This is a genomic window from Rhodanobacter sp. C03 (assembly GCF_002001175.1).
Taxonomy (GTDB): domain Bacteria; phylum Pseudomonadota; class Gammaproteobacteria; order Xanthomonadales; family Rhodanobacteraceae; genus Rhodanobacter.
On record NZ_MUNT01000010.1, the window covers coordinates 1 to 25457 of the forward strand.

Below are 25457 nucleotides of genomic sequence, written 5' to 3' on the forward strand. Positions count from 1 at the left end.
CGCCTTGAAATCATGGGTGTAACGATAGGTGGTTCGCGGGCCTGGCTTGGGCATCTTGTGGACTCCTGAAGTGGTAGTTCAGGGTGTCCACTAAAGCGAAGGAACTATCCCGTCCGCCTTGAACGAGTAGTTATGCCTGTGGCTGCGCATATGCCTTACGTACGGCACTTAAAAGGAAGACGCCATACAGAACTAAAACGGCTCCCATGGGAAAGATGAAATTTGTAACCCCGCCCTCCGTCACGAAGCCCCATGTGGCGAACAAGGAGCCTAGAACAATAAAGAATGCTGGGCCGAGGTATTTGTTGGAGCGGTTAACTGACTGGAGGCGTGCGGCTTTTGTAACCATGGCATGCGTGGATGTGACCTGTTCTTCACGGAGCTCGCGACAGGCCAGCCCGTAACCAAGATCGGTGGCGCAAGCCGCGCAGAGGCCTTTGCAGCAATGTTTGCACATGCCGATAGCCGCGCTCTCGTGATGGTTAAAGAACTGCATCGAATCTCCCCCTGAGGCATAACGCTTAGTAGACCCCAGATCTGGGGTGTTGCGCTGAGTATGTCGCCCTCATTGCGACCTGGGCAAGCGCCGAATTCACTTGTCTAGCAACGGTTTGTGCGCCTGCAGATGTGCCGGGCGGGCAGTGAAGCTCCAGTGTTATCCGGCACTTTAGAGGGTGTATGAGTTACGCCGTCAAAATCGGGGTGTAACAGCTTTCAAAGCGTCACGATGCTGAGGCTCTCCACATAAACCAATTCGCACGCACCCGCACCAACATCGTCGCGCGTCGTCGAGGTTTTCCAGAGCCAGCCACCGGGGCGGCTGGCGTCGACCAGGAAGCCTTCGATGTGCACGACTTCGCCCGGACGTACTTCCCTGAGGTCATGCAGCACGCCGGCGTCGGCGGGGATCATGTGCATGTTGGCGCTGTGCGTTTCGATCTCGCGGCGTGGTATCGGGAACTGTTTCACGTGCCATTCGTAGAAGCGGTCGGACTGGCTGATGTCGATGTTCGCCAGCACCGCGCTGTCGGACATGCGGCCCCAGCCGAGCGCGAGATCTTCGGGGATCAATTTGCCGTCGGCTCCCCAGGAATAGTCGGCGCGCGCCAGCACGCGGGCGGTAAGAGTGAAGCGGGCGCGGGTAGTGAGGGTCACGTCGTCGCGTTGCAGCTTCGCGCCATCCTCGATGTTGTCCTGCTCGGGCTCGTCTGGCGCCAGCACGCCGGGTGGTTGATGCAGTGGGCGGTGATGCCACCACGACACGCCGCCGCACAGCACCAGCAGCAGGGCGACGGCAACAAGGAGCTTGCGCATGCTCAGTTGAAGTCGGCCGCCAGCATGCAGCGCTGTTCGGGCGTGAGGGTTGCTTCGATCGGCATCGCCGGCAGGGTCGAAGCAAGAGTGACCGGCGCGCCGGCGTTCCAGTCCGCGATCATCGCTGCATCGAGTTCGAAGCGCAGGAAATGCACGGCGGCAGTCTTCTCGTCGTTGCTGCGTTCCATGTCCTCGTCGGCGATCGCGGTGACCGGTGCGTGTCCTTGCACGCTCAGCGTGATGGCGTGTTCGATATGGCGCAGGCGCACCAGCTCCAGCTTGCGCTGCTCGACGTCGGGATACTCGATCAGCAGGGTTGCCTTGAGATTGCCGCCGTCCGGGATCAGCGGGTTGTAGGCATCGAGTTCATCCTGGATGCCGATGCCCTCGAAGATGCGTTCGATGCGCAGCATCTCCTGTACCTGGTACTGCACGCTCAGCCGATCCTCGAAGATCAGCGTAAGGTGTTCGCCGATATGCACGCTGCGTTTTTTCTTGTGCACGATCACGCGGGTACGGAAATCGCCGCGTTGCTGCGCGTAGGCTTCGAGGGTGAGCAGGTCGGCGCGGGTCAGTTTTTGCATGCTGCATCCTGGATAGTTTAGCGTGATGCTTGAGTGCGCGGTCGAGGCTTTATTTTTGCTGTCATTCCCGCGAAGGCGGAAATCGCTTTACAACAACGGAGCGGGTCATCCATGGTTGTTTATGGAGTAAAGGCAACTGCGATTCCCGCCTTCGCGGGAATGACGACTATAAAGAGTGACGGCTATGGCGTGGCGTCATGCGCTCCTCAAATGCCATAGGCCTTGCGCAGCAGGCTCAGCGGGTGTTCCGCTGGCGGCTTGTCGTCGAGGCCGTGGGCGATATGGCCGCCGGCCATCGGGCAGTCGCTGGTGAAGTGATCGGGGTGGGCTTGCTCGACGCGATTTTCCACCGGTTTCGCCAGCTTGCGCGAGAGCGCATAGGTCGCATGCTTCACACCGTAGGTACCGTCGTGGCCGGAGCAGCGCTCGATGGTGATGACTTCGGTGTCCGGCACCAGTTGCAGGATGTCGCGCGTCTTCGGGCCGATCTTCTGCACACGCTGGTGGCACGGTACCTGCCAGGCGACCTTGCCCAGCGACTGCTTGAAGTCGGTCTGCAGCAGGCCGGCCTTGTGGCGCTCGGCGAGGTATTCGAACGGATCGAAGAAGCGCTCGCGCACCAGCGCCACGTCGGCATCGTCCGGGAACATCAGCGGCAGCTCCTGCTTGAACATCAGCACGCAAGACGGGATCGCCGCGGTGAAATCCCAGCCCTCGCGCGCCATCTTCGCCAGCACCGGGATATTGCGTTCCTTGTATTTCTTCACCGTCTGCAGATCGCCCAGTTCCAGCTTGGGCATGCCGCAGCAGCTTTCCTGTTCGACCAGTCGCGTCGGGATAACGTTGTGCGTCAGCACTGCGGCCAGATCCTCGACTACCACTGGGTCGGAATGGTCGCAGTAGCAGGTGGCGAACAGCGCCAGCTTGCCGCGCGTGCGGCCGGCAGGAGTCGCCGTGCCGCTGCCGTCGAGATCGCGCAGGCGCTTGCGTGCGGTAGGTGTGTGGTACTCGGGCACCCGCGCCTCGGCATCGACGCCCATGGTTTTTTCCAGTAGCTTTCGCGCGCCCGGATTGCGGTTGGCAGCGTTTATCACCTGCACCACCACCGGGATCGAAGCGAGTTTGCCGACGGCGCGGGTGTTGGACAGGATCATCGCCGACAGCGGTGCACCATGCTCATTAAAGTGCGTGGCCTTGGCGCGCAGCATCAGGTGCGGGAAGTCCACGTTCCACGGATGCGGCGGCGTGTACGGACATTTGGTCTGGTAGCACAGGTCGCACAGGTAGCACTGCTCGGTGACCTTGGGATAGTCGGCCTTGTCGACGCCGTCGATCTCCATCGTCTTCGATTCATCGATCAGGTCGAACAGGGTGGGGAAGGCGTGGCACAGGCTGACGCAGCGGCGGCAACCGTGGCAGATGTTGAACACTCGTTCGAGTTCCGCGTCGAGCGCCTGCTGATCCATGAATTCGGGATTGGTCCAGTCCAGCGGATGTCGGGTGGGTGCGTCCAGATTGCCTTCGCGTGTGCCGCTGATGGGCTCGGCCATGGTCGTGTCCTCGAAGCGTTGTAGGAGCGGCTTCAGCCGCGACCGCGGCGCAGCGTTGTCACGCAGCGCCGCGGTTATCCGGTACATCGGTCGCGGCTGAAGCCGCTCCTACAAAATGCAGGTCAGCGATAACTCAGCCCAGATCACCCAGCGCCTTGGTGAACCGGTTGGCGTGCGAACGTTCGGCCTTGGCCAGCGTCTCGAACCAGTCGGCGATTTCGTCGAAGCCTTCCTCGCGCGCAGCCTTGTGCATGCCCGGGTACATGTCGGTGTACTCGTGGGTCTCGCCGGCGATGGCGCTCTTCAGATTCAGATGGGTTTCGCCGAACGGCAGGCCGGTGGCGGGATCACCGACGGCTTCCAGGTATTCCAGGTGGCCGTGCGCGTGGCCGGTCTCGCCTTCGGCGGTGGAGCGGAACACCGCGGAGACATCGTTGTAACCCTCCACGTCGGCCTTGGCGGCGAAGTAGAGGTAGCGGCGGTTGGCCATCGATTCGCCGGCAAAGGCGTCTTTCAGGTTCTGCTCGGTCTTGGAGCCTTTCAGGTTGCTCATGACATCACCTCGTGGCGTGTGGCTGGGAGGGAAATACGAGTCGGCCTTGCGGTCTTGACCTGTCGAGCCTAGCGCCCGGCGGCCAGGGGATGAAATTGATTGTCTCGATGGAACGGATAGCCGGCGGCTATCGGCGTGCAGCGCGGCGTTTCGTTATGGGTGCGACTTCCGTGGCCAGTGGCGTGGCGGCGGTATGCGCGTCGAGCAGGTCGGCGGGCAGTTGTCGGAAGATCTGCGCCAGGCGTTTCAGGAAGCCATCCATCGCCGAACTCTTGCGCCAGATCATGGCGATGCGCCGGCTCGGCGGATGACCCTTGAACTCGATCAGGTGCAGGTTCTCCACCGGTGCCACCGGCGGCTTCACCGCGGTGACCGGCAGCAGGGTGATGCCGACATTCGCCGCCACCATCTGCCGCAGTGTTTCCAGGCTGGTGGCGCGGAAGCCGCTGTGCTCGCCGGCGCCGACCATGTGGCACACCTCGAGCGCCTGATCGCGCAGGCAGTGGCCGTCCTCCAGCAACAGCAGGTTCTGGTTGGACAGGTCGGCCAGCTTCAACTGGCCCTGCTTGTGTGCCAGCGGGTGTTCGGCCGAGACCGCCAGCAGGAACGGTTCCTCGAACAGGAACTCGCTGTGCAGGCTGTCCTCGTGCAGCGGCAGGGCGAGGATGCCGGCATCCAGCTTGCCCTCGCGCAACATGCGCAGCACCGATTCGGTCTTCTCCTCGACCAGCAACAGCTCTAGTCGTGGAAACGCCGTGCGTACCAGTGGCAGTACGTGCGGCAACAGGTACGGGCCCAGGGTCGGGAAGATGCCCAGCCGCACTGTGCCGGATTCCGGATCCAGCGTGCGCCGGGCCACGCCGCGGATCTGCTCGATCTCGTTGAGTACATCGCGCGCGCGCGCGGCGATGTCACGACCCACCTCGGTCAGCAGCACCTTGCGCGGCGTGCGTTCGACCAGCGGCACGCCAAGCTCGTCCTCGAGCTTCTTGATCTGGGTGGACAGGGTCGGCTGGCTGACGAAGCAGGCATCGGCGGCGTGGCCGAAGTGCCGATGCTCGGCCAGCGCCACCAGGTACTGGAGATCTCGCAGGTTCATCGCACGCCTCATCCAGGCCATAGGCTCAACCTATGATTGCGATGGTAACAATCAATTTGAACAATGCAAGTGCGGACGCTATCTTGTTCGTCAAGGCACCTGCTGCAAGGCGTCTCTCAACCCCCTAATCCATTACCGAAGGCTAACTCCATGCTGACCATTGGCGACAAGTTTCCCCAGTTCAACGTCCCGGCCACCGTCTCGATCGAGAGCCTGGACAAGGCGTTTCAGAACATCGACAACAACACCTACAAGGGCAAGTGGACCTGCGTGTTCTTCTACCCGAAGGACTTCACCTTCGTCTGCCCGACCGAGATCAAGGGCTTCAGCGACGTGAACCAGCAGTTCGCCGATCGTGACTGCCAGGTGCTCGCCGCCAGCACCGACAGCGAGTTCGTGCATCTGGCCTGGCGCAAGGACCACAAGGACCTGCGCGACCTGAAGTTCCCGATGCTGGCCGACATCAAGAAAGAGCTCACCAATGCGCTGGGCATCCTGACCGACGACGGCGTGGCGCAGCGCGCGACGTTCCTGGTCGATCCGGAAGGCATCATCCGCTTCGTCTACGTCACCGACGGCTCGGTCGGCCGCAACCCGGCCGAAGTGCTGCGCGTACTCGACGCGTTGCAGACCGACGAGCTGTGCCCGTGCAACTGGAGCCAGGGCGAAGAGACCCTCAAGGTCGCCTGATTCCGGCGTTTCGCTTGCAACACCCCGCGCGTCAGGAGTCCCTCCCTCTCCCCGCTGACGCGCGGGTGACCCCACCGGCGGCGAGGTTCGCTTCGCCGCCGGTTTTTTTATGCCCCGAATTTATTGAAGGTGTCCCATGAGTCATACCGACATGAGTCTTGCCGATCTGAAAAGCCAGTTGCCCGACTACGCCAAGGACCTGCGTCTCAACCTCGAGTCCGTATTGACCGAGGGTGGTGCGCCCGGCCTGACCCAGAAACAGATTGCGGTGATCGCGCTCGCTTCGGCGATTGCATCGCGCTACAAGCCGCTCACCGCGGCGATCAACGAAGAAGCCGCGCAGCACGCCAGCGCGGAGGAATTGAACGGTGCCCGCGTCGCCGCCGCGATCATGGGAATGAACAACATCTACTACCGCTTCGTGCACCTGGTCGGCGACGCCGAGTACGGCACGTTGCGCGCCGGCCTGCGCATGAACGCGATGGCCAATCCGGGCGGCGACAAGATCGACTTCGAGCTCGCCTCGCTGGCGGTGTCGGCGGTGAACGGCTGCGGCATGTGCCTGGAGTCGCATGAGAAGACCCTGCGCAAGCACGGTCTGTCGGCGCAGTCGATCCAGAGCGCGGCGCGTATCGCCGCGGTGATCCATGCGGTTGCGGTGGCGCTGGAGCAGGCTGATGTGGCTGGCTGAGTCCGGTCACCGGTAAACCGGAAAAATCCGAACCCCGGTCAGCGATGGCCGGGGTTTTTCGCATTCGTGGCGGGGATCAAGCTGTCCATGCCTTTTGGCACTGGGTCGCAAGTCATGCCTCGGCCTAGCGTGGGCGTTTGTTTTCGTCCCAGGGAAATCCGTCATGCGCCGTCTCGTTCGCCCACTTCTGCTTACCGCACTGGCCGCCTGCTGCGGCGCGGCGTTTGCCGCCACCGCCGATCAGGCGCCACAGGGCCGCCTGCCGCGCTGGGCCGTGCCGCAGTCGTACCAGCTGTCGTTCAAGGTCGACCCGGCGGAAGAGGATTTTTCCGGCACAACCACGATCAAGGTCAAGCTGACCCAGGCATCGGATCACTTGTGGCTGGACGGCAACGAGCTGAAGGTATCGAAGGTGGAAATCACCGATGCTGCCGGCAAGGTGCACGTCGGCAAATACGTTGAAGCAGATCCGAAGGCCGGCGTGGTGCGGGTCGATTTCGGCAGCACGCTCAAGCCGCAGGAACTGACCCTGAGTTTCGACTACACGGCGCCGCTCAACGCGCAGTTGCAGGGCCTGTACAAAGTCAGCGCGAAAGGCCAGCCGTATGCGATGACGCAGATGGAGCCGATCAGCGCGCGCTTCGCATTTCCGAGTTTCGACGAGCCGGGCTTCAAGACGCCGTTCGATATCAGCCTGACGATACCCAATGCCGACACCGCGGTGGCGAATACCCAGCAGGTGAAGGAAGTGCCAGCTGGCGACGGCTGGAAGACGCTGACGTTTGCACAGACGCTGCCGCTGCCGACCTATCTGGTGGCGTTTGGCGTGGGTCCGTGGGACATCGCCAAGGGCCCGGACATTTCGCCCGATGCGTATCGATCCACGCCGCTGCCGTTGCGCGGCATCGCCTCCGCCGGCGAGGCGCATCGCATGTCGCATGTGCTCAGTGAAACACCAAGCATCATCCATGCGCTGGAGAACTATTACGGCTTCGGCTATCCGTGGGACAAGCTCGACGTGCTCGCCGCGCCGGACTTCGCCGCCGGTGCGATGGAGAACGCCGGCCTGGTCACTTTCCGCGACTGGCTGCTGCTGCTCGACAAGGATTCGCCGGCGCGCAACGTGCAGGGCTCGTTCGACGTTACCGCGCATGAGCTGGCGCACCAGTGGACCGGCGACACGGTGACGCTGGAATGGTGGAACGACATCTGGCTCAACGAGGCATTCGCCACCTGGATGCAGCAGAAGGTGACGATGCAGGTGCATCCGGAATACCGCGCCGACCTCGACCGCGTGCGCGGTGCGCAGGGCGCGATGAGCAGCGACAGCCTGGTCAGCGCGCGCCGGATTCGCCAGCCGATCACCGGCAATGGCGACATCGAGACCGCATTCGACGGCATCACCTACCAGAAGGGTGCCGGCGTGATCGCCATGTTCGAGAACTACGTGGGCGAAAAGACTTTCCAGAAGGGCATGCAGGCGTATATCCAGCAGCACAAGTTCGGCAATGCGGTAGCTGCTGATCTGGTTGGCGCGATCGCCACCGCTGCGGGCAAGGGCGACGCGTTCAAGCACGCGTTCAACAGCTTCCTCGACCAGTCCGGCGTGCCGTACGTGCAGACGCAGCTGGAACAGAAGGACGGCAAGACCGTGCTGCATCTGAGCCAGAGTCGTTATCTGCCGATCGGCAGCACCGGCGATACGAAGCGCATCTGGGGCGTGCCGGTGTGCGTGCGCTACGGCACCGCCGCCAACGGCAAAGATAAAGCACAGTCCAGCAAGGTCAGCTGCGACATGCTCGACAAGGCGACTGGTTCGATGGTGCTGGCCGGCGCCAGCCAGCCGACCTGGGTGATGCCGAACGCGAATGCCGGTGGCTACTACCGCTTCAGTCTTGGCAAGCATGAACTGGCCGAGTTGACCGCGCACGTGGACAAGCTCAGCGACACCGAGCAGCTGGCTTATGCCGACGCGATCAACGCCAGCTTCCGTCACGGTGACCTGGATGCTGGTGATGTACTGGCCGCGTTGAAACCGCTGACCAGCTCGAAGATCCGCGAGGTCGCCACCGCGCCGCTGGGTCAGCTCGGCTGGATCTACCAGTACGAAGCGATCACCGATGCCCAGCGCGGCCGTCTCGCTACGTGGGCGAAGGACGCCTATCTGCCGCGTCTCGAACAGCTGGGCTACCAGCGCAAGTCCGGCGAATCCGAAGGCGACTCGTTGCTGCGCAGCTCGCTGGCCAGCAGCCTGGCGTTCGACTTCAAGCTGCCCGAAGTGCGTGCAGCCCTGCTCAAACAGGGTGAAGCAGCACTCAAACCGAAAGCAGATGGCCGTCTGAATCTGGCCGCGGCGGATCCCGACCTGCTCGGTGACGCGCTCGGCGTGGCGGTGCAAGAGCAGGGCAAGCCTGCCGTCGATGCCTTGATCGCCGAATTGCCGAAAACCAGCGACGCGGCACTGCGCAACGGCATCCTCGGCGGCCTCGCCAGCGTGGAAGATCCGGCCCTGACCGAGCAGGTGCGCAACTTCGCGCTGGACAAGCACGTCAAGGTCGGCGAGATGGCCATGCTGCTGCGCGCCGCCCGCGACACCGAGGCCCAGCGTGATGCGATGTGGCAATGGTTCACCGGCCACTACACGCAGGTGCTGGCACGCACCGGCAGCTTCGCCGGTGGTGCGTTGCCACGGCTCTCGGCGGGTGGTGGTTGTTCGTCCGCGGAGGCCGACCGCCTGCAGGCGTTCTTCAAGCCGCGACTGAACGATGCGGCCGGCGTCGATCGCGGCCTGGCGCAGACCGGCGAATCGATCCAGCTGTGCAGTGCACTGAAGGCGAAGCAGGATCCGGCAGCGATTTTGCGCTGAGGGCGGAGCAGGGCATGCATGCCGGCACATGGAACGTGCCGGTTGCCCGACGGCCCAACAGAACGCACGCCTCGGCAACGCGCCGTCATGTCGCGGAGACGAATTCCGTCGGCACGTTGGTATCGATCCAGCGGGTGATGAACACTTCAAGCGCCACTCGCTGCGGCACCTCGACGGCAGCCTCTCGCACGAACGCAGCGGCAGCCTTGATGAACGATTGCTTCGACTGACTGGAAGCCTGCCGCGCGGCAGCCTGTTGCTGTCGCAGCTGGATGATATGGGGCGATGGCTGCCCCGGCCTGGCGAACTTCTGGTAACGCCGCAATTCATCGGCTACCACGTCGGTATCGAATGACGCCTGCAGGACCGACTTGTAGGCCTTCAGCAGCTGGATCAGGTGAGCGATGGCTGGCGTCGGCTGGCCGGTTCCATCGGTTCCATCCGCGGCCAGAAGGATGCGCGCAAGTGCCGGCGGCATCGGCGTGGATGCGGTCAGGGGCGCGGATGCGCTGATGGACTCAAGCTGGCTCAGGAAGCCTGCTTGGGGGAAGGGCTTCGGCGTTGCCATGGGGAGCCTGATGTCGGGGAGCGATCACGATACGTCGTTCACTCCCGGGGCGCCATGCACGATATCGGGAATCTCCGCTTCGATTCCGACGGGCACTTCGTTCGATGTCTTGAGTGTTTGCAGAAGTGCAATGCCGCGGCCTCACGGATAGCGCAAGGCTTCCACCAGCAGCGAGAACGCCGGCGAGTGCTGGCGCCGGCTCGGGTAGTACAAGTGATAACCCGGAAACGGCGGACACCAGTCGCCCAGCAGGCGCTCCAGTTTGCCTGCCGCAATATCCGCCAGCACGATGTCTTCGGGCAGACAGGCCAGACCGAAACCGTCGAGGGCTGCCGTACGGATCTGCCGGCTGTTGTTGAAGGCCAGCCGACCCTCCACGCGGACGTTCAGGGCGTGACCGTCCTGCTCGAACTCCCACGCATAAAGGCCGCCGTGGGTAAGGAAGCGGATATTGATGCAGTCGTGTCCGGTGAGGTCGCGCGGGGTATGCACCGGCGGACGTGAGGCGAGGTAGTCGGGCGCACCGACGACGGCCATCCGCATCGGCGGCCCGATCGGCGTGGCGATCATGTCCTTGGCCACCTGCTCACCCAGCCGGATGCCGGCATCGAAACGTTCGGCGACAATGTCGGTCAAGCTGGAGTCGGTGATCACCTCGACGTGGATGTCCGGGTATTCCCGCAACAGTTTCCGTAGCGCCGGCCACAGGATCGTGGTGGCGGCATGCTCGCCAGCGGTGATGCGCAGCGTGCCGCTGGGCTTGTCGCGCAGCTCGCTCAGGTTCGCCACCGCCGCATCGATGTCGCCGAAGTTGGGTGTCAGCTCCCGGAACAGCCGCTCGCCCGCCTCGGTCGGGGCGACATTGCGCGTGGTCCGCGTAAGCAGGCGCAGACCGAGCCGGGCTTCCAGTCCGCGGATGGTGTGGCTGAGCGCCGATTGGGACACGCCCAGCTGCGCGGCGGCGCGGGTGAAGCTGCGTTCGCGCGCCACCGTCAGAAAGGCCAGCAGGTCGTTGTAGTTCTCGCGGGGCATGGGCGGACCCGGCTGATTGATGAGCTCAGATCATAAAAGCATTCGTATTGCAGCGGCTAATCACGGCAAACATTCGCGCGCAAACTGCCTGTATCCCGATTTCCGGCAAGAGTTACCTCATGCAAACCCGCAAACTTGGCAACAGCCATCTGGAAGTCTCCGCCATCGGCCTCGGCTGCATGGGCATGACTTCCGCTTATGGACCCGCAGCTGACAAGCAGGAAATGGTCGCGCTCATGCGCGCGGCCGTGGACCGCGGCGTGACCTTCTTCGACACAGCGGAGGCGTACGGTCCGTTTGCCAACGAGGAACTGGTGGGCGAGGCGCTTGCGCCGGTGCGCGACCGGGTCGTGATCGCGACCAAATTCGGTTTCGACATCGACCTTCAGACGGGTGAGCGAAGCGGCGGCGTCAACAGTCGCCCGGAGCATGTCAAGGCCGTCGCCGAGGCCGCGCTGAAGCGGCTCAGGACCGATCGCATCGACCTGTTCTACCAGCACCGTGTCGATCCGAACGTGCCCATCGAAGATGTCGCCGGCGCGATCAAGGACCTCATTCGCGAGGGCAAGATCAATCACTTCGGCCTATCGGAGGCCAGCGCGGGAACCATCCGCCGCGCACACGCCGTGCAGCCGGTGACTGCCGTCCAGAGTGAGTACTCGCTGTGGTGGCGTGGACCGGAAACCGAGATCCTGCCGACTCTCGAAGAACTGGGCATCGGCTTCGTCTGCTTCAGCCCGCTGGGCGCGGGCTTCCTCACCGGCAAGATCGATGAAACGACGAAGTTCGAGAGCACGGACTTCCGCACGGCGGTTCCCCGCTTCGCGCCGGAAGCGCTGAAGGCGAACATGGCGCTGGTGGATCTCGTGCGTGGCGTGGCCACGCGCAAGGGTGCGACCCCCGCCCAGATCGCCATTGCCTGGCTGCTGGCGCAGAAGCCGTGGATCGTGCCGATTCCCGGTACTACGAAACTGCATCGACTTGATGAAAACCTTGGCGCGCTTGTTGTCGAGCTCACTGCCGGCGATCTTCGCGAGATTGACGAAGCCGCATCGCGAATCACGCTGCAGGGAGCCCGCCTGCCCGAGAGCGTATTGAAAATGACAGGCCTGTAATCGCTGGATCATCGGAGTCAACGAAATGAAGACCCGCATATTGGGAAACAGCCAACTCGAAGTCTCCGCGCTCGGCTTTGGCTGCATGGGACTGAACCACGCCTATGGCGTTGCGATGGAGAAACAGGACGCGATCGCCTTGCTGCGGCAGGCTGTCGAAGTCGGCGTGACCTTCTTCGATACCGCCGAGGCCTATGGCCCGTTCACCAACGAGGAACTGGTGGGCGAGGCGCTGGCGCCGTTTCGCGACGACGTGGTCATCGCGACCAAGTTCGGTTTCAAGAATGGCGATTCGAAGACCGGCATGGACAGCCGGCCGGAGCGCATCCGCGCGGTCGCCGAGGCCTCGCTCAAACGATTGCGGACCGATCACATCGACCTGCTCTACCAGCATCGCGTCGATCCGAACGTACCGATGGAAGACGTCGCCGGCACCGTCAAGGATATGATCGCGGAAGGCAAGGTGAAACACTTTGGCCTGTCGGAAGCCGGCGTGCAGTCGATCCGTCGCGCGCATGCGGTGCAGCCGGTTGCCGTGCTGCAAAGCGAGTATTCGCTGTGGTGGCGTGAACCGGAGCAGGAGGTGTTGCCGACCTGCGCGGAACTGGGCATCGGCTTCGTGCCGTTCAGTCCGCTGGGCAGGGGTTTTCTCGCGGGAAAGATCGACGCAAGTACCTGGTTCGCCAAGGACGATTTCCGCAACAACGTGCCACGCTTCTCGCCCGAGGCGCGCCAGGCCAATCAGACGCTGGTCGACCTGCTGGGGCGCATCGCGGCCGGCAAGCAGGCGACACCGGCGCAGATCGCGTTGGCATGGCTGCTGGCGCAGCAGCCGTGGATCGTACCGATTCCGGGCACGACGAAGCTGCATCGGTTGAAGGAGAACATCGGCGCCGCGGATATCGCGCTGAGTGCTGATGATCTTCGATGGATCGCTGAATCATTGGCACAGATCCAGGTGCAGGGTGACCGCTACCCGGCGCACCTGGCAGCGCAAGCGGGCAAGTGAACGAACAGGATCCATGAGGCAGCACGATGGCAATCACTGAAGCAGCGCAGAGCAATCACGATCAATTGTTCCCCGGCCACATCTCGACGCTGAAGGTCAGCGATCCGGAGCTGATCGAGATTTTCGACAACTGGGCGTTCGACGAGATCATCAAGGCCAGCGACATGGATATCCGCCTGCGCCTGATGGTGCAACTGGCAGCGCTGATCGCCTGCCATGCGGTTGGGGAGTACCGCGCCATGCTGGACGGCGCGTTGAACGTCGGCGTGACGCCGGTGGAGGTGAAGGAGATCATCTATCAGGCCGTGCCCTATGCCGGCATGGGTAGGGTGTTCGATTTCATCCACGCCACCAATGAAGTCTTCCGCAACCGTGGCATCAACCTGCCGCTGGAAGGACAGTCGACCACGACGGCACAGACACGGCATGCCGAGGGGCTTGCGATACAGAAGCGCTTCTTCGGCGAACGCATCGACGCAATGGTTGCGCAATCGCCGAAGGATCAGCTGCACATCCAGCACTTCCTGTCCGCCAACTGCTTCGGCGACTACTACACCCGAAAAGGCCTGGACCTGAAAACCCGCGAGTTGCTGACCTTCGCAATGCTGGCGGCGCTGGGCGGCTGCGAACCGCAACTGGCCGGTCACGTCGCCGGCAACCTGGCCGTCGATAACGACCGCCAGGTGCTCATCGACACGCTGACTCAACTGCTGCCGTTCATCGGCTATCCGCGCACGCTCAACGCCTTGCGGGTGGTCGACGAAGGCACGTCGGCGTAAGCGAACAGGTTTGTCACGTCCGGCCCCATACACTCATCTATCCGCAGGACGTCCACATGGAAATCATCCGCAACGGCTCGCAGCCCTCCGTCACCGGGCCGGCCGAGTACTTCACCGGCAAGGTGCGCATCGATTCGCCGTTCAAGGGCATCGGTGGCGCGAACGTGTCCGGCGGCATCGTCACCTTCGAACCCGGCGCGCGCAGTTCCTGGCATACCCATCCGCTGGGGCAGGTGCTGATCGTCACCGCCGGCAAGGGCTGGACCCAGTGCGAAGGCGGTCCGATCGTGGAGATCAACGCCGGCGACATCATCTGCTGCCCGTCGAACCACCGGCACTGGCACGGTGCCACACCGACCACCGCGATGACCCACATCGCCGTCCAGGAAGCGAAGGACGGCAAGGTGGTCGAGTGGATGGAGAAGGTGACCGACGAGGAATATCTTGTGGGCCCGACCGCCTGACCCCATTACTTTCAGTCCCCAGCAAGGAAAACCCCATGACCACCAAAGCCTACGGCGCACACGCCGCCGACAAGCCGCTGCAATCCATCGACATCGCGCGCCGCGCGCCCGGCCCGCAGGATGTGCAGATCGACATCGCCTATTGCGGCGTCTGCCATTCCGACCTGCATACCGTGCGCTCCGAGTGGGGCGGCACGCTTTATCCGTGTGTGCCGGGCCACGAGATCGTCGGCCACGTCAGCGCCGTGGGCAGCGCTGTGACCGGCTTCAAGGTCGGCGACACGGTGGGCGTGGGCTGCCTGGTCGGCAGCTGCCAGCATTGCGCCGCCTGCGACGAGGGGCTGGAGCAGTACTGCGAGAACGGTTTCGTCGGCACCTATAACGGCCCGACCGCGGACGCACCCGGGCACACGCTGGGCGGCTATTCGCAGCGCATCGTGGTGGATCGGAAATTCGTGCTGAAGATCCGTCACCCCGAAGCGCAGCTCGCCGCGGTCGCGCCACTGCTGTGCGCCGGCATCACCACCTACTCGCCGCTACGGCACTGGAAGGTCGGTCCCGGCAGCAAGGTCGGCGTCGTCGGCATCGGCGGGCTGGGCCATATGGGCGTGAAGCTCGCGCACGCGATGGGCGCGCATGTGGTGGCGTTCACCACGTCGGACAACAAGCGCCAGGCGGCGCTGGACCTCGGCGCAGACGAGGTGGTGGTTTCGCGCAACGCCGACGAGATGAAGGCGCACGCCAACAGTTTCGACTTCATCCTCAATACCGTGGCCGCGAGCCATTCGCTGGATGCCTTCACGAGCTTGCTCAAGCGCGACGGCACCATGGTGCTGGTCGGTGTGCCGGAGCACCCGCATCCGTCGCCGAACATCACCAACCTGATCTTCAAGCGCCGCGCGATCGCCGGCTCGCTGATCGGCGGCATCGCCGAAACCCAGGAGATGCTGGATTTCTGCGCCGAGAAGGGCATCGTCTCCGACATCGAGATGATTCCCGTGCAGAAGATCGACGAGGCCTATGACCGCATGGTGAAGGGTGACGTGAAGTACCGCTTCGTCATCGACAATGCGACGCTGGCCAGATGAGGGATCTTTGGGCTTGCCCTGCGAGTCCGTGAGTCTCGGTCGGGTTTTTCGACAGGACTTCTATTCTGACGAGGGTGATTGGCATCCCTGCCAATCACCCTGCAGGCCTGTCGCCCACCACTCACCGCCGCAAGGAGTTCCCGCTAGAGCGGCGCACATTCTGTGCGCACTATTCAGAAAAGCGGCAAGCAAGGGCCCGAGCGAAAAGCGCGGCTACCAGCTCACCCCAGCTTTTGCGCCTGCTCGCGCAGCGCGGTCAGCGTGGTGTTCCAGTCGGTGATGCGCTGGCGTTCCTGGGTGACCACTTCGGCGGGGGCATTGGCGACGAAGTTGGCGTTGCCCAGTTTGCCTTCGCACTTCTTGATCTCGACTTCGATGCGGTTGATTTCCTTGGCCAGACGTGTCTTTTCGGCGCCGAGGTCGATCAGTCCGGCGAGCGGGATCATCACGCGCAGCGTGCCGACCACGGCAGCAGCGGCGGCCGGTTCGTCGGCGCCACTTTCGATCCACTGCGGCGTTTCGGTGCGGCCAAGGAAGGCGATTTGCGCAGCGAATTTCGCCGCGCGGGCGCGATCACTGGCGTCGCCATCGGCGAGCAACAGCGGGATCGCCTTTGCGGGTGAGATGTTCATTTCCGAGCGGATCCGGCGGATGCCGCTCAGCACGTTCTTGAACCATTCGATCTCGGCGGTGGCGGCATCATCCGCAACGATCTCATCGGCGCGTGGCCATGGCCGCTGCATCAGGCTGTTTTCGGTGAGGGCGAGTTTCGGCGCGACCGACTGCCAGATTTCCTCGGTGATGAACGGGATGATCGGGTGCAGCGCGCCCAGCACACTTTCCAGCACCACCAGCAGGGTGTGGCGAGTCGATGCGGCAGCTACTGCGTCATCGCCATTCAATGCCGGCTTGGAAAGCTCGAGGAACCAGTCGCACAACTCGTTCCAGGTGAACTCGTAGAGCGCCTGTGCGAGGTGATCGAAGCGGTAGCTGATGAAATGCTGTTCGACTTCGCCGAGAGTCTGCTTCAAGCGTGTGAGAATCCAGCGCTCCGCTTCGGTCACTGGCGCGCCGGCTGGTGCCGCGATCTCGCCTTCGGGCAGATTCATCAACACAAACCGCGCCGCATTCCACAACTTGTTGCAGAACGCCTTGTAGCCTTCGGCGCGCTTGATGTCGAAGTTGATCGTGCGGCTGTAGCTGGCCAGCGCGGCGAAGGTGAAGCGCAGCGCGTCGGTGCCGATTGCCGGGATGCCGTCGGGGTAATCCTTGCGGACACGCTTCTCGACCTTCTCGCGTACCTGCGGTATCAGCAATGACTTGGTGGACTTCGCCACCAGCGGCTCCAGCTCGATGCCGTCGATCAGGTCCAGCGGGTCCAGCGTGTTGCCCTTGGACTTGGACATCTTCTGGCCTTCCGCATCGCGCACGATCGCGTTGATGTAGACCTCGCGGAATGGCACTTGGCCGGTGAAGTACTTGGTCGCCATCACCATGCGCGCGACCCAGAAGAAGATGATGTCGAAGCCGGTGACCAGTACGGCGCTGGGCAGGAAGATCTTGTCCTGCTCCCAGTTCGCGACGATCTCGCCGCGCTCGTTCTTCACCGGCCCGTTCGCCGGCCAGCCCATTGTGGAGAACGGCCACAGTGCCGAGCTGAACCAGGTGTCGAGCACGTCGTCGTCCTGGCGCAGCGTGCCGACTGGCGCCGTGGTGGCAGACTTGCGTGCGTCCGCCTCGTCCTCGCCCACGAAGATGTTGCCGGCTTCGTCGTACCACGCCGGGATGCGATGTCCCCACCACAGCTGGCGGCTGATACACCAGTCCTGGATGTTGTCCAGCCACTGCGTGTACGTGGTCGCCCAGTTCTCCGGCACGAACTTGATCTCGCCCGAACGCACGGCATCCAGCGCCGGCTGGGTGATCGCCTTGCGGCCGCCCGGACGTCCATCGGCGAGCGTGTCGGAGGTGAGATCGACGAACCACTGGTCGGTCAGCATCGGCTCGATCACGGCGTCCGAGCGATCGCTCACCGGCACCTGCAGCTTGTGTGGCTTGGTCTCGACCAGCAGGCCGGTGTTTTCGAGATCGGCCAGTACGCGCTTGCGCGCGTCGTAGCGGTCGAGGCCACGATATTTTTCCGGCGCGTTCTCGTTGACCTTGGCGGCCAGCGTGAAGATGGTGATCGGCGCCAGCTTATGGCGCTGGCCGATCGCGTAGTCGTTGAAGTCATGCGCCGGAGTGATCTTCACGCAACCGGTGCCGAAGTCCTTGTCGACATAGTCGTCCGCAATCACCGGAATCTCGCGATCGGTCAGTGGCAGCTTCAGTGTCTTGCCGACCAGATGGGCATAGCGCTCGTCTTCCGGATGCACGGCCACGGCGACGTCGCCCAGCATGGTCTCCGGCCGAGTGGTGGCCACGACCACGCTCTCGTTGCTGTCCACGACCGGGTAGCGGATCGACCACATGTGGCCGTCGCGCTCGACATTGTTCACTTCGAGATCGGACACCGCCGTGCCCAGCACCGGGTCCCAGTTCACCAGCCGGTTGCCGCGGTAGATCAGCCCAGCGCGATACCAGTCGATGAACACCTTGCGCACCGCGGCCGACAGCCCCTCGTCCATGGTGAAACGCTCGCGCGACCAGTCCGCGGCGGCGCCGATGCGGCGCATCTGGTTGGTGATGGTGGAGCCGGACTCCTCCTTCCACTTCCACACGCGCTCGACGAAGGCGTCGCGACCCAGGTCATGCCGTGTCTTGTCTTCGACCGCCAGCTGGTTCTCCACGATCTTCTGGGTGGCGATCCCCGCATGGTCGGTGCCCACCTGCCACAGCGTGTTCATGCCGCGCATGCGCTGGTAGCGCACCAGCATGTCCATCACCGTCTGCTGGAACGCATGCCCCATATGCAGCGTGCCGGTGACATTCGGCGGCGGCAGCAGGATGCAATACGGATCGCCCTTGCCCGACGGCTGGAACGCGCCGCTGGTTTCCCAGCGCTCGTACCACTTCGACTCGATCTGGGCGGGTTCGAAACTCTTTTCCATCGGGATTGGGCTCGGTGGCGCGCGCAAGGCGCGCGCTTTGTCATGGGGATAAGCAAGCCATTGTACGGGGAGGTGGCTGTGCTGCCAAAAATGGGCGATGGCAGCCTAGGCCAGTTTTGTCCCTATCCCTTTGGGAAAGGGTCGGGGTGGGGGAGCGGGTTACAGCAATTCGATCCCAAACCGCCGCACCAGCAGTGCAAACAGCCAGAAGCACACCACCGTGATCACCACGCAGGCCAGCAGCGTCGGCCAGAAGCCGAGGCGTGGCAGCAACAAGGGAAAGGCCAGGAACATCGGTAGCGTCGGCACCACGTACCAGAACGTGTACCAGGCATGGTTGGCGATTTTCGATTGCGGCTGGCGCTCGACGTACAGCCAGATCAGCACCAGCACGGTAACCAGCGGCAGCGCGGCAAGCAGGCCGCCGAGGCGGTCGCTGCGTTTGGCGACTTCGGAGACGAGCACGACGATGGCGGCGGTGATCAGGTACTTGGTGACGAGCCAGCCCATCGGTCGATTCCTTGAAGCATTGCTCAGTTGCCGCGAAGGATGCGCCCATAGGCGTGCACTTCGTCCACCAGCACTTTGACATGCTCCGGATCGACTTCCGGCGTGATGCCGTGGCCTAGGTTGAACACGTGTCCGGGGTGGTTGCCGTAGTTGTCGAGTACGGTGCGGGCTTCGCGGCGGATCACGTCGGGGCTGGCGCGCAGGATCGCGGGGTCGAGGTTGCCTTGCAGGGCGACCTTGCCGGCGACGGCGCGACGGGCGTCGGCCAGATCCATGGTCCAGTCGACGCCGAGCGCGGCGCAGCCGGTGTCGGCCATTTCGGCGAGGTGCTGGCCGGCGCCCTTGGAGAACAGGATCACGGGTAGTTCGCGGGCATGCGGGTCAGCCTTCAGGGCGGCGACGATCTGCGTCATGTAGCGCAGCGAGAATTCGCGGAACGGCGCGGGGCCGAGCAGTCCACCCCAGGTGTCGAAGATCATCAGCGCCTGCGCGCCGGCGGCGGCCTGGGCGATCAGGTAATGCGTGACGGCTTGGGCCAGCGTGTCGAGCAGTTGGTGGGCGAGCTTCGGTTCGTTCCAGCACATCGCCTTGAGCGTGGCGAAATCCTTTGAGCCCTGGCCTTCGACCATGTAGCAGGCCAGCGTCCACGGGCTGCCGGAGAAGCCGATCAGCGGTACGCGGCCGTGCAGCTCCCGGCGGATCAGCCGCACTGCGTCCATCACGTAGCGCAGTTCACCGTCCATGTCGGGTACGGCGAGCTTGGCGATATCGGCAGCGGTACGTACCGGATGCGCGAACTGCGGACCTTCGCCCTGCGCGAACGTGAGGCCCAGGCCCATCGCATCGGGAATGGTGAGGATGTCGGAGAACAGGATCGCCGCGTCGAGTTCGAAGCGTTCCAGCGGCTGCAGGGTGACTTCGCAGGCAAATTCGGGGTTCTGCGCCAGGCCCATGAAGCTGCCGGCGCGGCTGCGAGTGGCGCGGTATTCCGGCAGGTAGCGGCCGGCCTGGCGCATGACCCAGATCGGCGTGGTGTCGGTGGGTTCCCGGCGCAGGGCGCGCAGGAAGCGGCCGTTCTTCAGCACATCATTCATTTCGATCAACGTCCGTACGGGCCTTCGAGGCCTTGGGCAAACATCAAGCGGAAGCCGCGCTTGAGCTGGGCATCGCGGGCTTTCTCAAAGGCGCTCACGGCTTCGTCGCGCTCGAGATACTGTTCGCGCTTCATCGTGGCGCGGCCGCCCTGGGTGCCGGACTCGCGGTACAGCGTCCAGCCGCCGAGCAGATCCTGCTCCAGCGTGATCTGGACGTAGCGGGGTGCGTCGGCGCTGCCGGGCACGGTTTGCAGATAGAGGCGCATGGATTCCGGATGGACTGTGCGGCATGCCGCAAACATGAGCATTCTAGAAGGCTGGCGGCCGGGTAGCGAGCGCGCCGGTGACGCAGGGGTCGCTTAAGCCGGTATGGCAGCCTGCAACACGACCAGTACATCGGCTTCGGCGACGCCCGCGACGATCTCCGCATGGCCGATGCCGCGCCACAGGATCAACCGCAACACGCCGGCGGTGTTCTTCTTGTCCAGCCGCATCAGCGCCAGCAGCTGCTGCGCGTCCATGCCGGGCGGGATCGCCGTGGGCAGACCAAGCTTTTCCAGTAACTGCCGCAGTCGCGCGGTATCGGCGGCGCTGCTCATGCCCAGCCGCTCGGACAACTGCGCCGCCAGCAGCATGCCGATCGCCACGCCTTCGCCGTGCAGCAGAGTGGTGTAGTGGCCGGCGGTTTCCAGCGCGTGGCCGAAGGTATGGCCGAGATTGAGCAGGGCGCGTTCGCCTTGTTCGGTTTCGTCGCGGGCGACCACGCCGGCCTTGTAACGCACCTTGTGTGCGATTGCCTCCAGCACGGTGGCGGGATCGCGTGCCGTCAGCGCGTCGGCATGCTGTTCCAGCCACGCGAAGAACGGCTCGTCACCGATTGCCGCGCCCTTGATCACTTCGGCGAGGCCGGCGCGGTATTCGCGTTCGGGCAGGGTGGCGAGCGTATCGATGTCGGCGATCACCGCGCGCGGCTGGTGGAACGCACCGGCGAGATTCTTGCCGACGGGCAGATTGACGCCGGTCTTGCCGCCAACCGAGGAATCGACCATCGCCAGCAGGGTGGTCGGCATCTGGATGAAGTCGATGCCGCGCATCCAGCACGCAGCGCTGAAGCCGGCCAGATCGCCGACCACGCCGCCGCCGAGCGCGATCACGCAGGCGTCGCGGGTAGCGCCGAGCTGACCTAGCGCTTCCAGCGCGCGGCCGACGTTGGCGAAGCTCTTGTGCGCCTCGCCGTCGTCGAGCAGGAACGACGACCAGTGCAGGCCTGCCAGCCCCTGTTCGATGCGCGGCAGGTACAACGGCGCCACCGCGATGTTGCTGATCACCAGCGCATGCCGCCCGCGCAGCATGGTGCGCCAGCGCGCGTGGTCGGCGAGCAGGCCGCTGCCGATCCATACCGGATAGCTGCGTTGGCCGAGCGCGACGGTGATGGTCTGGATTGCCGGATGGTTCATGCGGTCTGCTGTGATGATGCGTGGGATGGACGCTGCCAATGATGATCGATCAGTGCGATGCAGCGCTCGCTGGCGGCGGCGACGCTGCCGTGTTCGCCGGGCACGGTGAGGTCGGCCAGTTCGCGGTAGATCGGTTCGCGGATCTGCGCCATCGCCTGCAGGCGTTCATGTCGGTTCGGTACGGCCAGCAGCGGGCGGCGATGGTCGCGCTCCAGCCGTTCCAGCTGCTGCTCGATCGTGGTTTGCAGCCACACCACGTAACCGCGCTCTCGCAGATGAGCGCGATTGTGTTCGGCCAATACCACGCCGGCACCGGTGGCCAGCAACACCCCGGGGCGCTGACTGCACTCGTCCAGCAGCGCGCTTTCGCGCTGGCGAAAGCCTGCCTCGCCCTCGATCTCGAACACCGTGCTCACGTCGACGCCGCAATGCTGCTCGATCTCCTGGTCGAGATCGACGAACGGCAGTCCATAATGCGCGGCAAGCCGGCGTCCGATCGACGTCTTGCCGGCGCCGGTCGGACCGATGATGAAAAGGTTGCACGACGGATTCATGGGCAAATGCTAACAGGGCAGGTGCAAGGACAGTGATGAGCGAACGGGTGCTGCTGGCTGGCTGTGGCGACCTTGGCCTGCGCGTGGCGCAGCGACTGCGGGCGCGTGGCGATGAAGTGTGGGCGTTGCGGCGTCAGCCGCCGGCGTCGGACGACAGCGGCATGCATTGGTTGCGTGGCGACCTGACCCGGCCCGAAACCCTGCGCGAACTGCCCGCCGGCATCACCCAGGTGGTCTATCTGCCGACGCCGGACCAGCGCGATGCAGAGGCCTATCGCCGCACGTTCGTGGACGGCTTGCGACACCTGCTCGACGCGGTCGATCAGGCGTCACTGCGGTGCGTGCTGCTGGTTTCCTCCAGCGCTGTATATGGCGAACACGCTGGAGACTGGGTCGATGAAGACACGCCGCCGGCGCCGCCGGGATTCAATGGCAGCGTGTTGCTGGAGGCGGAGCAGTGGCTCGCCGCGCAGCCGGTGGCTTCGATAAAGTTGCGCTTGGCCGGCCTGTACGGGCCGGGGCGAATGCAGTTGATCGAACGCCTGCGCACCGGTCAGGTCAGCGTGCCGCGCACCCAGCCGCATTGGGCCAACCGCATCCATGTCGACGATGCCGCCGCGGCGATCGCGCATCTGCTGTCGCTGGTGGATCCCCTGCCGCTGTATCTTGGGGTGGATGACACGCCGTTGCCGCTCGATGTGTTGTACGACCACCTGTCTGCCCTGATCGGCGCGCCGCCGGCGGGTGACGGCCCGGCGCCGGCTGGGATCGGCAGTAAGCGGCTCAGCAATGCGCGTTTGAGTACCAGCGGTTTCGTGCCGCACTGGCCGGACTCGCGCAACGGGTATGCTGCCTTGCTTGATGCCTGACTATTCCTCACCCACGGAGAACCCGCATGGCCAATCCCATCCCCCATCATCAGGTCAGTACCGGCAACGAGATTATCGGTTGCCGCATCGTGCGTTCGTTCGGCATCGTGCGTGGCCTCACCGTGCGCTCGCGTAGCGTCGTTGGCAATCTCGGTGCCGCGTTGCAGACCCTGGTTGGCGGCAACATCACGATCTACACCGAACTGTGCGAGAAGGCGCGTGAGGAGGCGTTCGAGCTGATGCTTCAGCATGCCGCGGCGATGGGCGCGAACGCGGTGGTGGCAATGCGCTACGACGCTAACGATGTCGCTGAAGGCGTCACCGAGGTGCTGGCATATGGCACCGCGGTGCAGGTGGAGCCGGCGGCGTAATACCTGATCGTCCGGTGTGCTTGGGGGCTGAGTCTGACCTTGCTAGCCGTGGCTGAGTCCGGTTACATGCCGTTCCTCGTCGTATTCCACGCAACTGTCGGCGAGTGCCGGCAGCGTGGCAAGTGCGTGCCGGCTCAGTCGTTCGAAGTGCGCGAGGAACCGTTGCATCGCAGCGGCATCCATCGCCAGCGGCGCGTGACGCGCGAGCAGATCCTGTTCCTGCTCGCCGCGCCAGTCGCGCACGATTTCCCAGCTTGGCGCCTGCAGCACGATCAGCGCGTCGAACTTGCGCCATAGCGGCTGGTAACCGCGCAACTGCTTGTTGACCCAATGCCGCCAGCTGCCGTCGGCATCTTCCGTGCGCTCCAGCTCGTTGACCGGGATGTCGAGTGTGGCTTGCAGTTGCGGGCGCACGCCCAAGGCCCAGCCTTCCACGATCACCAGCTTCGGCGGTCGCGTGACACGCGGCCAGCGCGACGGCGGAATGCGCGTGTCGCGGCCCTTGTCAAAGCGCGGATGCGGCACCGGCAGTTTGTCCGAGGCGTGCGGCAACGCAGCCAGCACCGACAGCAATAGCTCGATCTCATGCGTACCCGGCACGCCGCGTGAGCGCAGCAAGGGGTGTACCTGGTGCGCCAGCGCTTCACGGTCGCTGCGGGAGTAATAGAAATCGTCCAGCGACAGCACTTCGGTGGCCCAGCCGCGTGCCTCGGCCTGGGCTTTCATCACCCGCGCCAGCGTGCTCTTGCCGCTGCCCTGCAGGCCGGACAGGCCCAGGATGTATGGTCGCCGTGAACGGGCAATGCGCCCGGCGTACTGGTCGAGCAGGTGGCCGGCAAGGGCCTCGTTCTGCTGGCTGGCAAGCGACATCATCAGCACCGCACCAGGTGACATGCGGGTAGCCTGATGACTGCCGGGTCGTGCCGACGGGACATTTCGTCGGCGCGGTTGTCCTGGTCAGCGCAAGAACATGCCATGGCAGGGAATCGAGCCATCAATGAATTCGTCAAGGCGATGCAGGATGAGTGGGGCATTGCACTATTATCGGTCATGTTCATTCGCGCCATGATGGCGCGTGTCGGCCACGATGCAAAAGGAAAGTTTCAGACACCATGCTCACACACGAGATCCTGGATACCTTTCAGCGGCTGCTGGACGAGGCCACGGCCAGCGGTGATCGCGAACCGACCGCGATGAACCTGGCCACGGCCGACGGTTCCGGCCGCGTCGCCTCGCGCATCGTGCTGCTGAAGGGGGTCGACGAGCGCGGTTTCCGCTTCTACACCAACTACCAGAGCGACAAGAGCAGCCAGATGGAGGCACACCCGCAAGTCGCGCTGTGCTTCCACTGGAAGCAGCTGCGCGAGGGTGTGCAGGTGCGCGTGGAAGGTGCCGCGCGCCGGTTGCAGGAAGAGGAGTCGGATGCCTACTTTGCCAGCCGCTCGCGCGGCAGTCAGATCGGCGCCTGGGCCTCGTTGCAGTCGCAGACGCTGCCCGATCGCGAGACGTTCGAGCAACGGCTGGCACGCTACGAGCATGAGTTCGAGGCGCGCGATGTGACCCGCCCGCCGCACTGGGGCGGCTACGTGGTGGAGCCGGATACGCTGGAGTTCTGGTATGGCGCCGAATTCCGCTGGCACGAACGGGTGCGGTGGAGCCGCCACGGCCAGACCTGGACCAGCCGGCTGCTGTACCCATGACCCGACCGTTGTCCGCAGATCATGTCGCGCAGGAAGGTTTCATCGTGCATACGCGCGGCCGCGGCTTCAGCGAGATCACGGCACCGGTGAGCAACGCGGTGGCCGCGAGCCACGTGCAGGTCGGCATAGCGAGCATCTTCACGGCGCATACCAGCTGTTCGCTGCTGCTTGGTGAGAACGCCGATCCCGCGGTGCGCGAGGATCTGGAGCGCTGGTTTGCCCGCGCAGTACCCGATGGCGACGCGATCTTCCGGCACGATGCCGAAGGTCCGGACGACATGCCCGCGCATGTCCGCTCGATCCTCACCGGCGTCAGCCTCACCGTGCCGGTGCATGGCGGCAAGTTGCTGCTCGGCACCTGGCAGGGCATCTATCTGTGGGAGCACCGTATCGACCCGCATCAGCGCAAGGTCACGGTGTCCGTGCTTGGGCATTGAGCGCGTGACCGAT

At 64.0% G+C, this 25457-nt stretch carries 27 protein-coding genes; 12 read left to right on the forward strand and 15 right to left on the reverse strand.

The window, feature by feature from the left end; all coding sequences use genetic code 11:
- Positions 1-130: 130 nt before the first annotated feature.
- From B0E48_RS13580 to B0E48_RS13605, 6 genes are all read right to left on the reverse strand, one after another.
- The gene (locus B0E48_RS13580) at positions 131-496 is read right to left on the reverse strand and encodes a hypothetical protein (RefSeq protein WP_077518699.1); all 366 of its coding nucleotides are present in this window, start codon (positions 494-496) and stop codon (positions 131-133) included.
- Positions 497-714: 218 nt separating this feature from the next.
- Positions 715-1314, reverse strand: coding sequence for a hypothetical protein (locus tag B0E48_RS13585; protein WP_077518700.1), 600 nt, complete (start codon positions 1312-1314; stop codon positions 715-717).
- A 2-nt stretch (positions 1315-1316) separates the two neighbouring features.
- Entirely contained in the window at positions 1317-1898 is a 582-nt protein-coding gene (locus B0E48_RS13590) for a DUF3501 family protein (protein ID WP_077518701.1), read from the reverse strand.
- A 206-nt stretch (positions 1899-2104) separates the two neighbouring features.
- The gene (locus B0E48_RS13595; protein ID WP_077518880.1) at positions 2105-3448 is read right to left on the reverse strand and encodes a heterodisulfide reductase-related iron-sulfur binding cluster; all 1344 of its coding nucleotides are present in this window, start codon (positions 3446-3448) and stop codon (positions 2105-2107) included.
- A 133-nt stretch (positions 3449-3581) separates the two neighbouring features.
- Complete coding sequence (locus tag B0E48_RS13600; RefSeq protein WP_077518702.1) at positions 3582-4001, reverse strand: rubrerythrin family protein; 420 nt, start codon at positions 3999-4001, stop codon at positions 3582-3584.
- A gap of 127 nt (positions 4002-4128) precedes the next feature.
- Positions 4129-5100, reverse strand: a complete 972-nt coding sequence (locus B0E48_RS13605) for a LysR substrate-binding domain-containing protein (protein ID WP_077518881.1) — start codon at positions 5098-5100, stop codon at positions 4129-4131.
- A gap of 150 nt (positions 5101-5250) precedes the next feature.
- Between B0E48_RS13605 and B0E48_RS13610 the strand changes: the two genes are divergently transcribed.
- The 3 genes from B0E48_RS13610 (at position 5251) to B0E48_RS13620 (ending at position 9347) form a co-directional block, all read left to right on the forward strand.
- Positions 5251-5790 carry a peroxiredoxin gene (locus B0E48_RS13610; protein ID WP_077518703.1) on the forward strand — a complete coding sequence of 180 codons (540 nt, stop codon included), beginning with the start codon at positions 5251-5253 and terminating at the stop codon, positions 5788-5790.
- Between the two features lie 136 nt (positions 5791-5926).
- Entirely contained in the window at positions 5927-6481 is a 555-nt protein-coding gene (locus tag B0E48_RS13615; protein WP_254423972.1) for a carboxymuconolactone decarboxylase family protein, read from the forward strand.
- 163 nt (positions 6482-6644) lie between these two features.
- Positions 6645-9347 carry a M1 family metallopeptidase gene (locus B0E48_RS13620; RefSeq protein WP_077518705.1) on the forward strand — a complete coding sequence of 901 codons (2703 nt, stop codon included), beginning with the start codon at positions 6645-6647 and terminating at the stop codon, positions 9345-9347.
- Positions 9348-9432: 85 nt separating this feature from the next.
- On the opposite strand, the gene B0E48_RS13625 is transcribed toward B0E48_RS13620, so the two are convergent.
- Both B0E48_RS13625 and B0E48_RS13630 read right to left on the reverse strand, forming a co-directional pair.
- Positions 9433-9915: a hypothetical protein gene (locus B0E48_RS13625; protein WP_077518706.1), complete on the reverse strand. Its 483-nt coding sequence runs from the start codon at positions 9913-9915 to the stop codon at positions 9433-9435.
- Between the two features lie 141 nt (positions 9916-10056).
- Positions 10057-10947, reverse strand: a complete 891-nt coding sequence (locus tag B0E48_RS13630) for a LysR family transcriptional regulator (RefSeq protein ID WP_077518707.1) — start codon at positions 10945-10947, stop codon at positions 10057-10059.
- Positions 10948-11066: 119 nt separating this feature from the next.
- Between B0E48_RS13630 and B0E48_RS13635 the strand changes: the two genes are divergently transcribed.
- Genes B0E48_RS13635 through B0E48_RS13655 form a run of 5 tightly spaced genes read left to right on the forward strand, consistent with a single transcriptional unit; the run spans position 11067 to position 15402 of the window.
- Positions 11067-12062, forward strand: coding sequence for an aldo/keto reductase (locus B0E48_RS13635; protein WP_077518708.1), 996 nt, complete (start codon positions 11067-11069; stop codon positions 12060-12062).
- A gap of 25 nt (positions 12063-12087) precedes the next feature.
- Entirely contained in the window at positions 12088-13071 is a 984-nt protein-coding gene (locus B0E48_RS13640; RefSeq protein ID WP_077518709.1) for an aldo/keto reductase, read from the forward strand.
- 26 nt (positions 13072-13097) lie between these two features.
- Positions 13098-13850 (forward strand): carboxymuconolactone decarboxylase family protein, encoded by a 753-nt coding sequence (locus tag B0E48_RS13645; RefSeq protein ID WP_077518710.1) that lies wholly within the window; start codon positions 13098-13100, stop codon positions 13848-13850.
- Positions 13851-13906: 56 nt separating this feature from the next.
- Positions 13907-14314, forward strand: a complete 408-nt coding sequence (locus B0E48_RS13650; protein ID WP_077518711.1) for a cupin domain-containing protein — start codon at positions 13907-13909, stop codon at positions 14312-14314.
- Between the two features lie 35 nt (positions 14315-14349).
- Positions 14350-15402, forward strand: coding sequence for an NAD(P)-dependent alcohol dehydrogenase (locus B0E48_RS13655; protein ID WP_077518712.1), 1053 nt, complete (start codon positions 14350-14352; stop codon positions 15400-15402).
- Positions 15403-15623: 221 nt separating this feature from the next.
- On the opposite strand, the gene B0E48_RS13660 is transcribed toward B0E48_RS13655, so the two are convergent.
- The 6 genes from B0E48_RS13660 to B0E48_RS13685 all read right to left on the reverse strand — a co-directional run bounded on the left by B0E48_RS13660 (position 15624) and on the right by B0E48_RS13685 (position 22067).
- A complete protein-coding gene (locus B0E48_RS13660; protein WP_077518713.1) occupies positions 15624-18452 on the reverse strand; it encodes a valine--tRNA ligase in 2829 nt (942 codons plus the stop codon).
- 159 nt (positions 18453-18611) lie between these two features.
- Positions 18612-18962, reverse strand: a complete 351-nt coding sequence (locus tag B0E48_RS13665; protein ID WP_077518714.1) for a DUF3147 family protein — start codon at positions 18960-18962, stop codon at positions 18612-18614.
- Between the two features lie 23 nt (positions 18963-18985).
- On the reverse strand, positions 18986-20056 hold the full coding sequence (hemE, locus tag B0E48_RS13670; RefSeq protein WP_077518715.1) for a uroporphyrinogen decarboxylase: 1071 nt from the start codon (positions 20054-20056) through the stop codon (positions 18986-18988).
- A gap of 5 nt (positions 20057-20061) precedes the next feature.
- A complete protein-coding gene (locus B0E48_RS13675) occupies positions 20062-20322 on the reverse strand; it encodes a WGR domain-containing protein (RefSeq protein ID WP_077518716.1) in 261 nt (86 codons plus the stop codon).
- A 93-nt stretch (positions 20323-20415) separates the two neighbouring features.
- On the reverse strand, positions 20416-21513 hold the full coding sequence (aroB, locus tag B0E48_RS13680) for a 3-dehydroquinate synthase (protein ID WP_077518717.1): 1098 nt from the start codon (positions 21511-21513) through the stop codon (positions 20416-20418).
- Positions 21510-22067 carry a shikimate kinase gene (locus B0E48_RS13685; RefSeq protein WP_077518718.1) on the reverse strand — a complete coding sequence of 186 codons (558 nt, stop codon included), beginning with the start codon at positions 22065-22067 and terminating at the stop codon, positions 21510-21512. Before B0E48_RS13685 ends, aroB begins: the two co-directional genes overlap by 4 nt.
- Before the next feature lie 35 nt (positions 22068-22102).
- Between B0E48_RS13685 and B0E48_RS13690 the strand changes: the two genes are divergently transcribed.
- On the forward strand, positions 22103-22936 hold the full coding sequence (locus B0E48_RS13690; protein ID WP_077518719.1) for an NAD-dependent epimerase/dehydratase family protein: 834 nt from the start codon (positions 22103-22105) through the stop codon (positions 22934-22936).
- 26 nt (positions 22937-22962) lie between these two features.
- Complete coding sequence (locus B0E48_RS13695; RefSeq protein WP_077518720.1) at positions 22963-23307, forward strand: YbjQ family protein; 345 nt, start codon at positions 22963-22965, stop codon at positions 23305-23307.
- Between the two features lie 42 nt (positions 23308-23349).
- Here the strand turns inward: B0E48_RS13695 and B0E48_RS13700 are convergent, their stop codons facing one another.
- On the reverse strand, positions 23350-24180 hold the full coding sequence (locus B0E48_RS13700) for a kinase (protein WP_077518882.1): 831 nt from the start codon (positions 24178-24180) through the stop codon (positions 23350-23352).
- Positions 24181-24419: 239 nt separating this feature from the next.
- On the opposite strand from B0E48_RS13700, the gene pdxH reads away from it, so the two are divergent.
- Entirely contained in the window at positions 24420-25007 is a 588-nt protein-coding gene (pdxH, locus tag B0E48_RS13705) for a pyridoxamine 5'-phosphate oxidase (protein WP_077518721.1), read from the forward strand.
- Positions 25004-25444, forward strand: coding sequence for a secondary thiamine-phosphate synthase enzyme YjbQ (locus B0E48_RS13710; protein WP_077518722.1), 441 nt, complete (start codon positions 25004-25006; stop codon positions 25442-25444). The genes pdxH and B0E48_RS13710 overlap by 4 nt, the downstream gene beginning before the upstream one ends.
- The last annotated feature ends 13 nt before the right edge of the window (positions 25445-25457 follow it).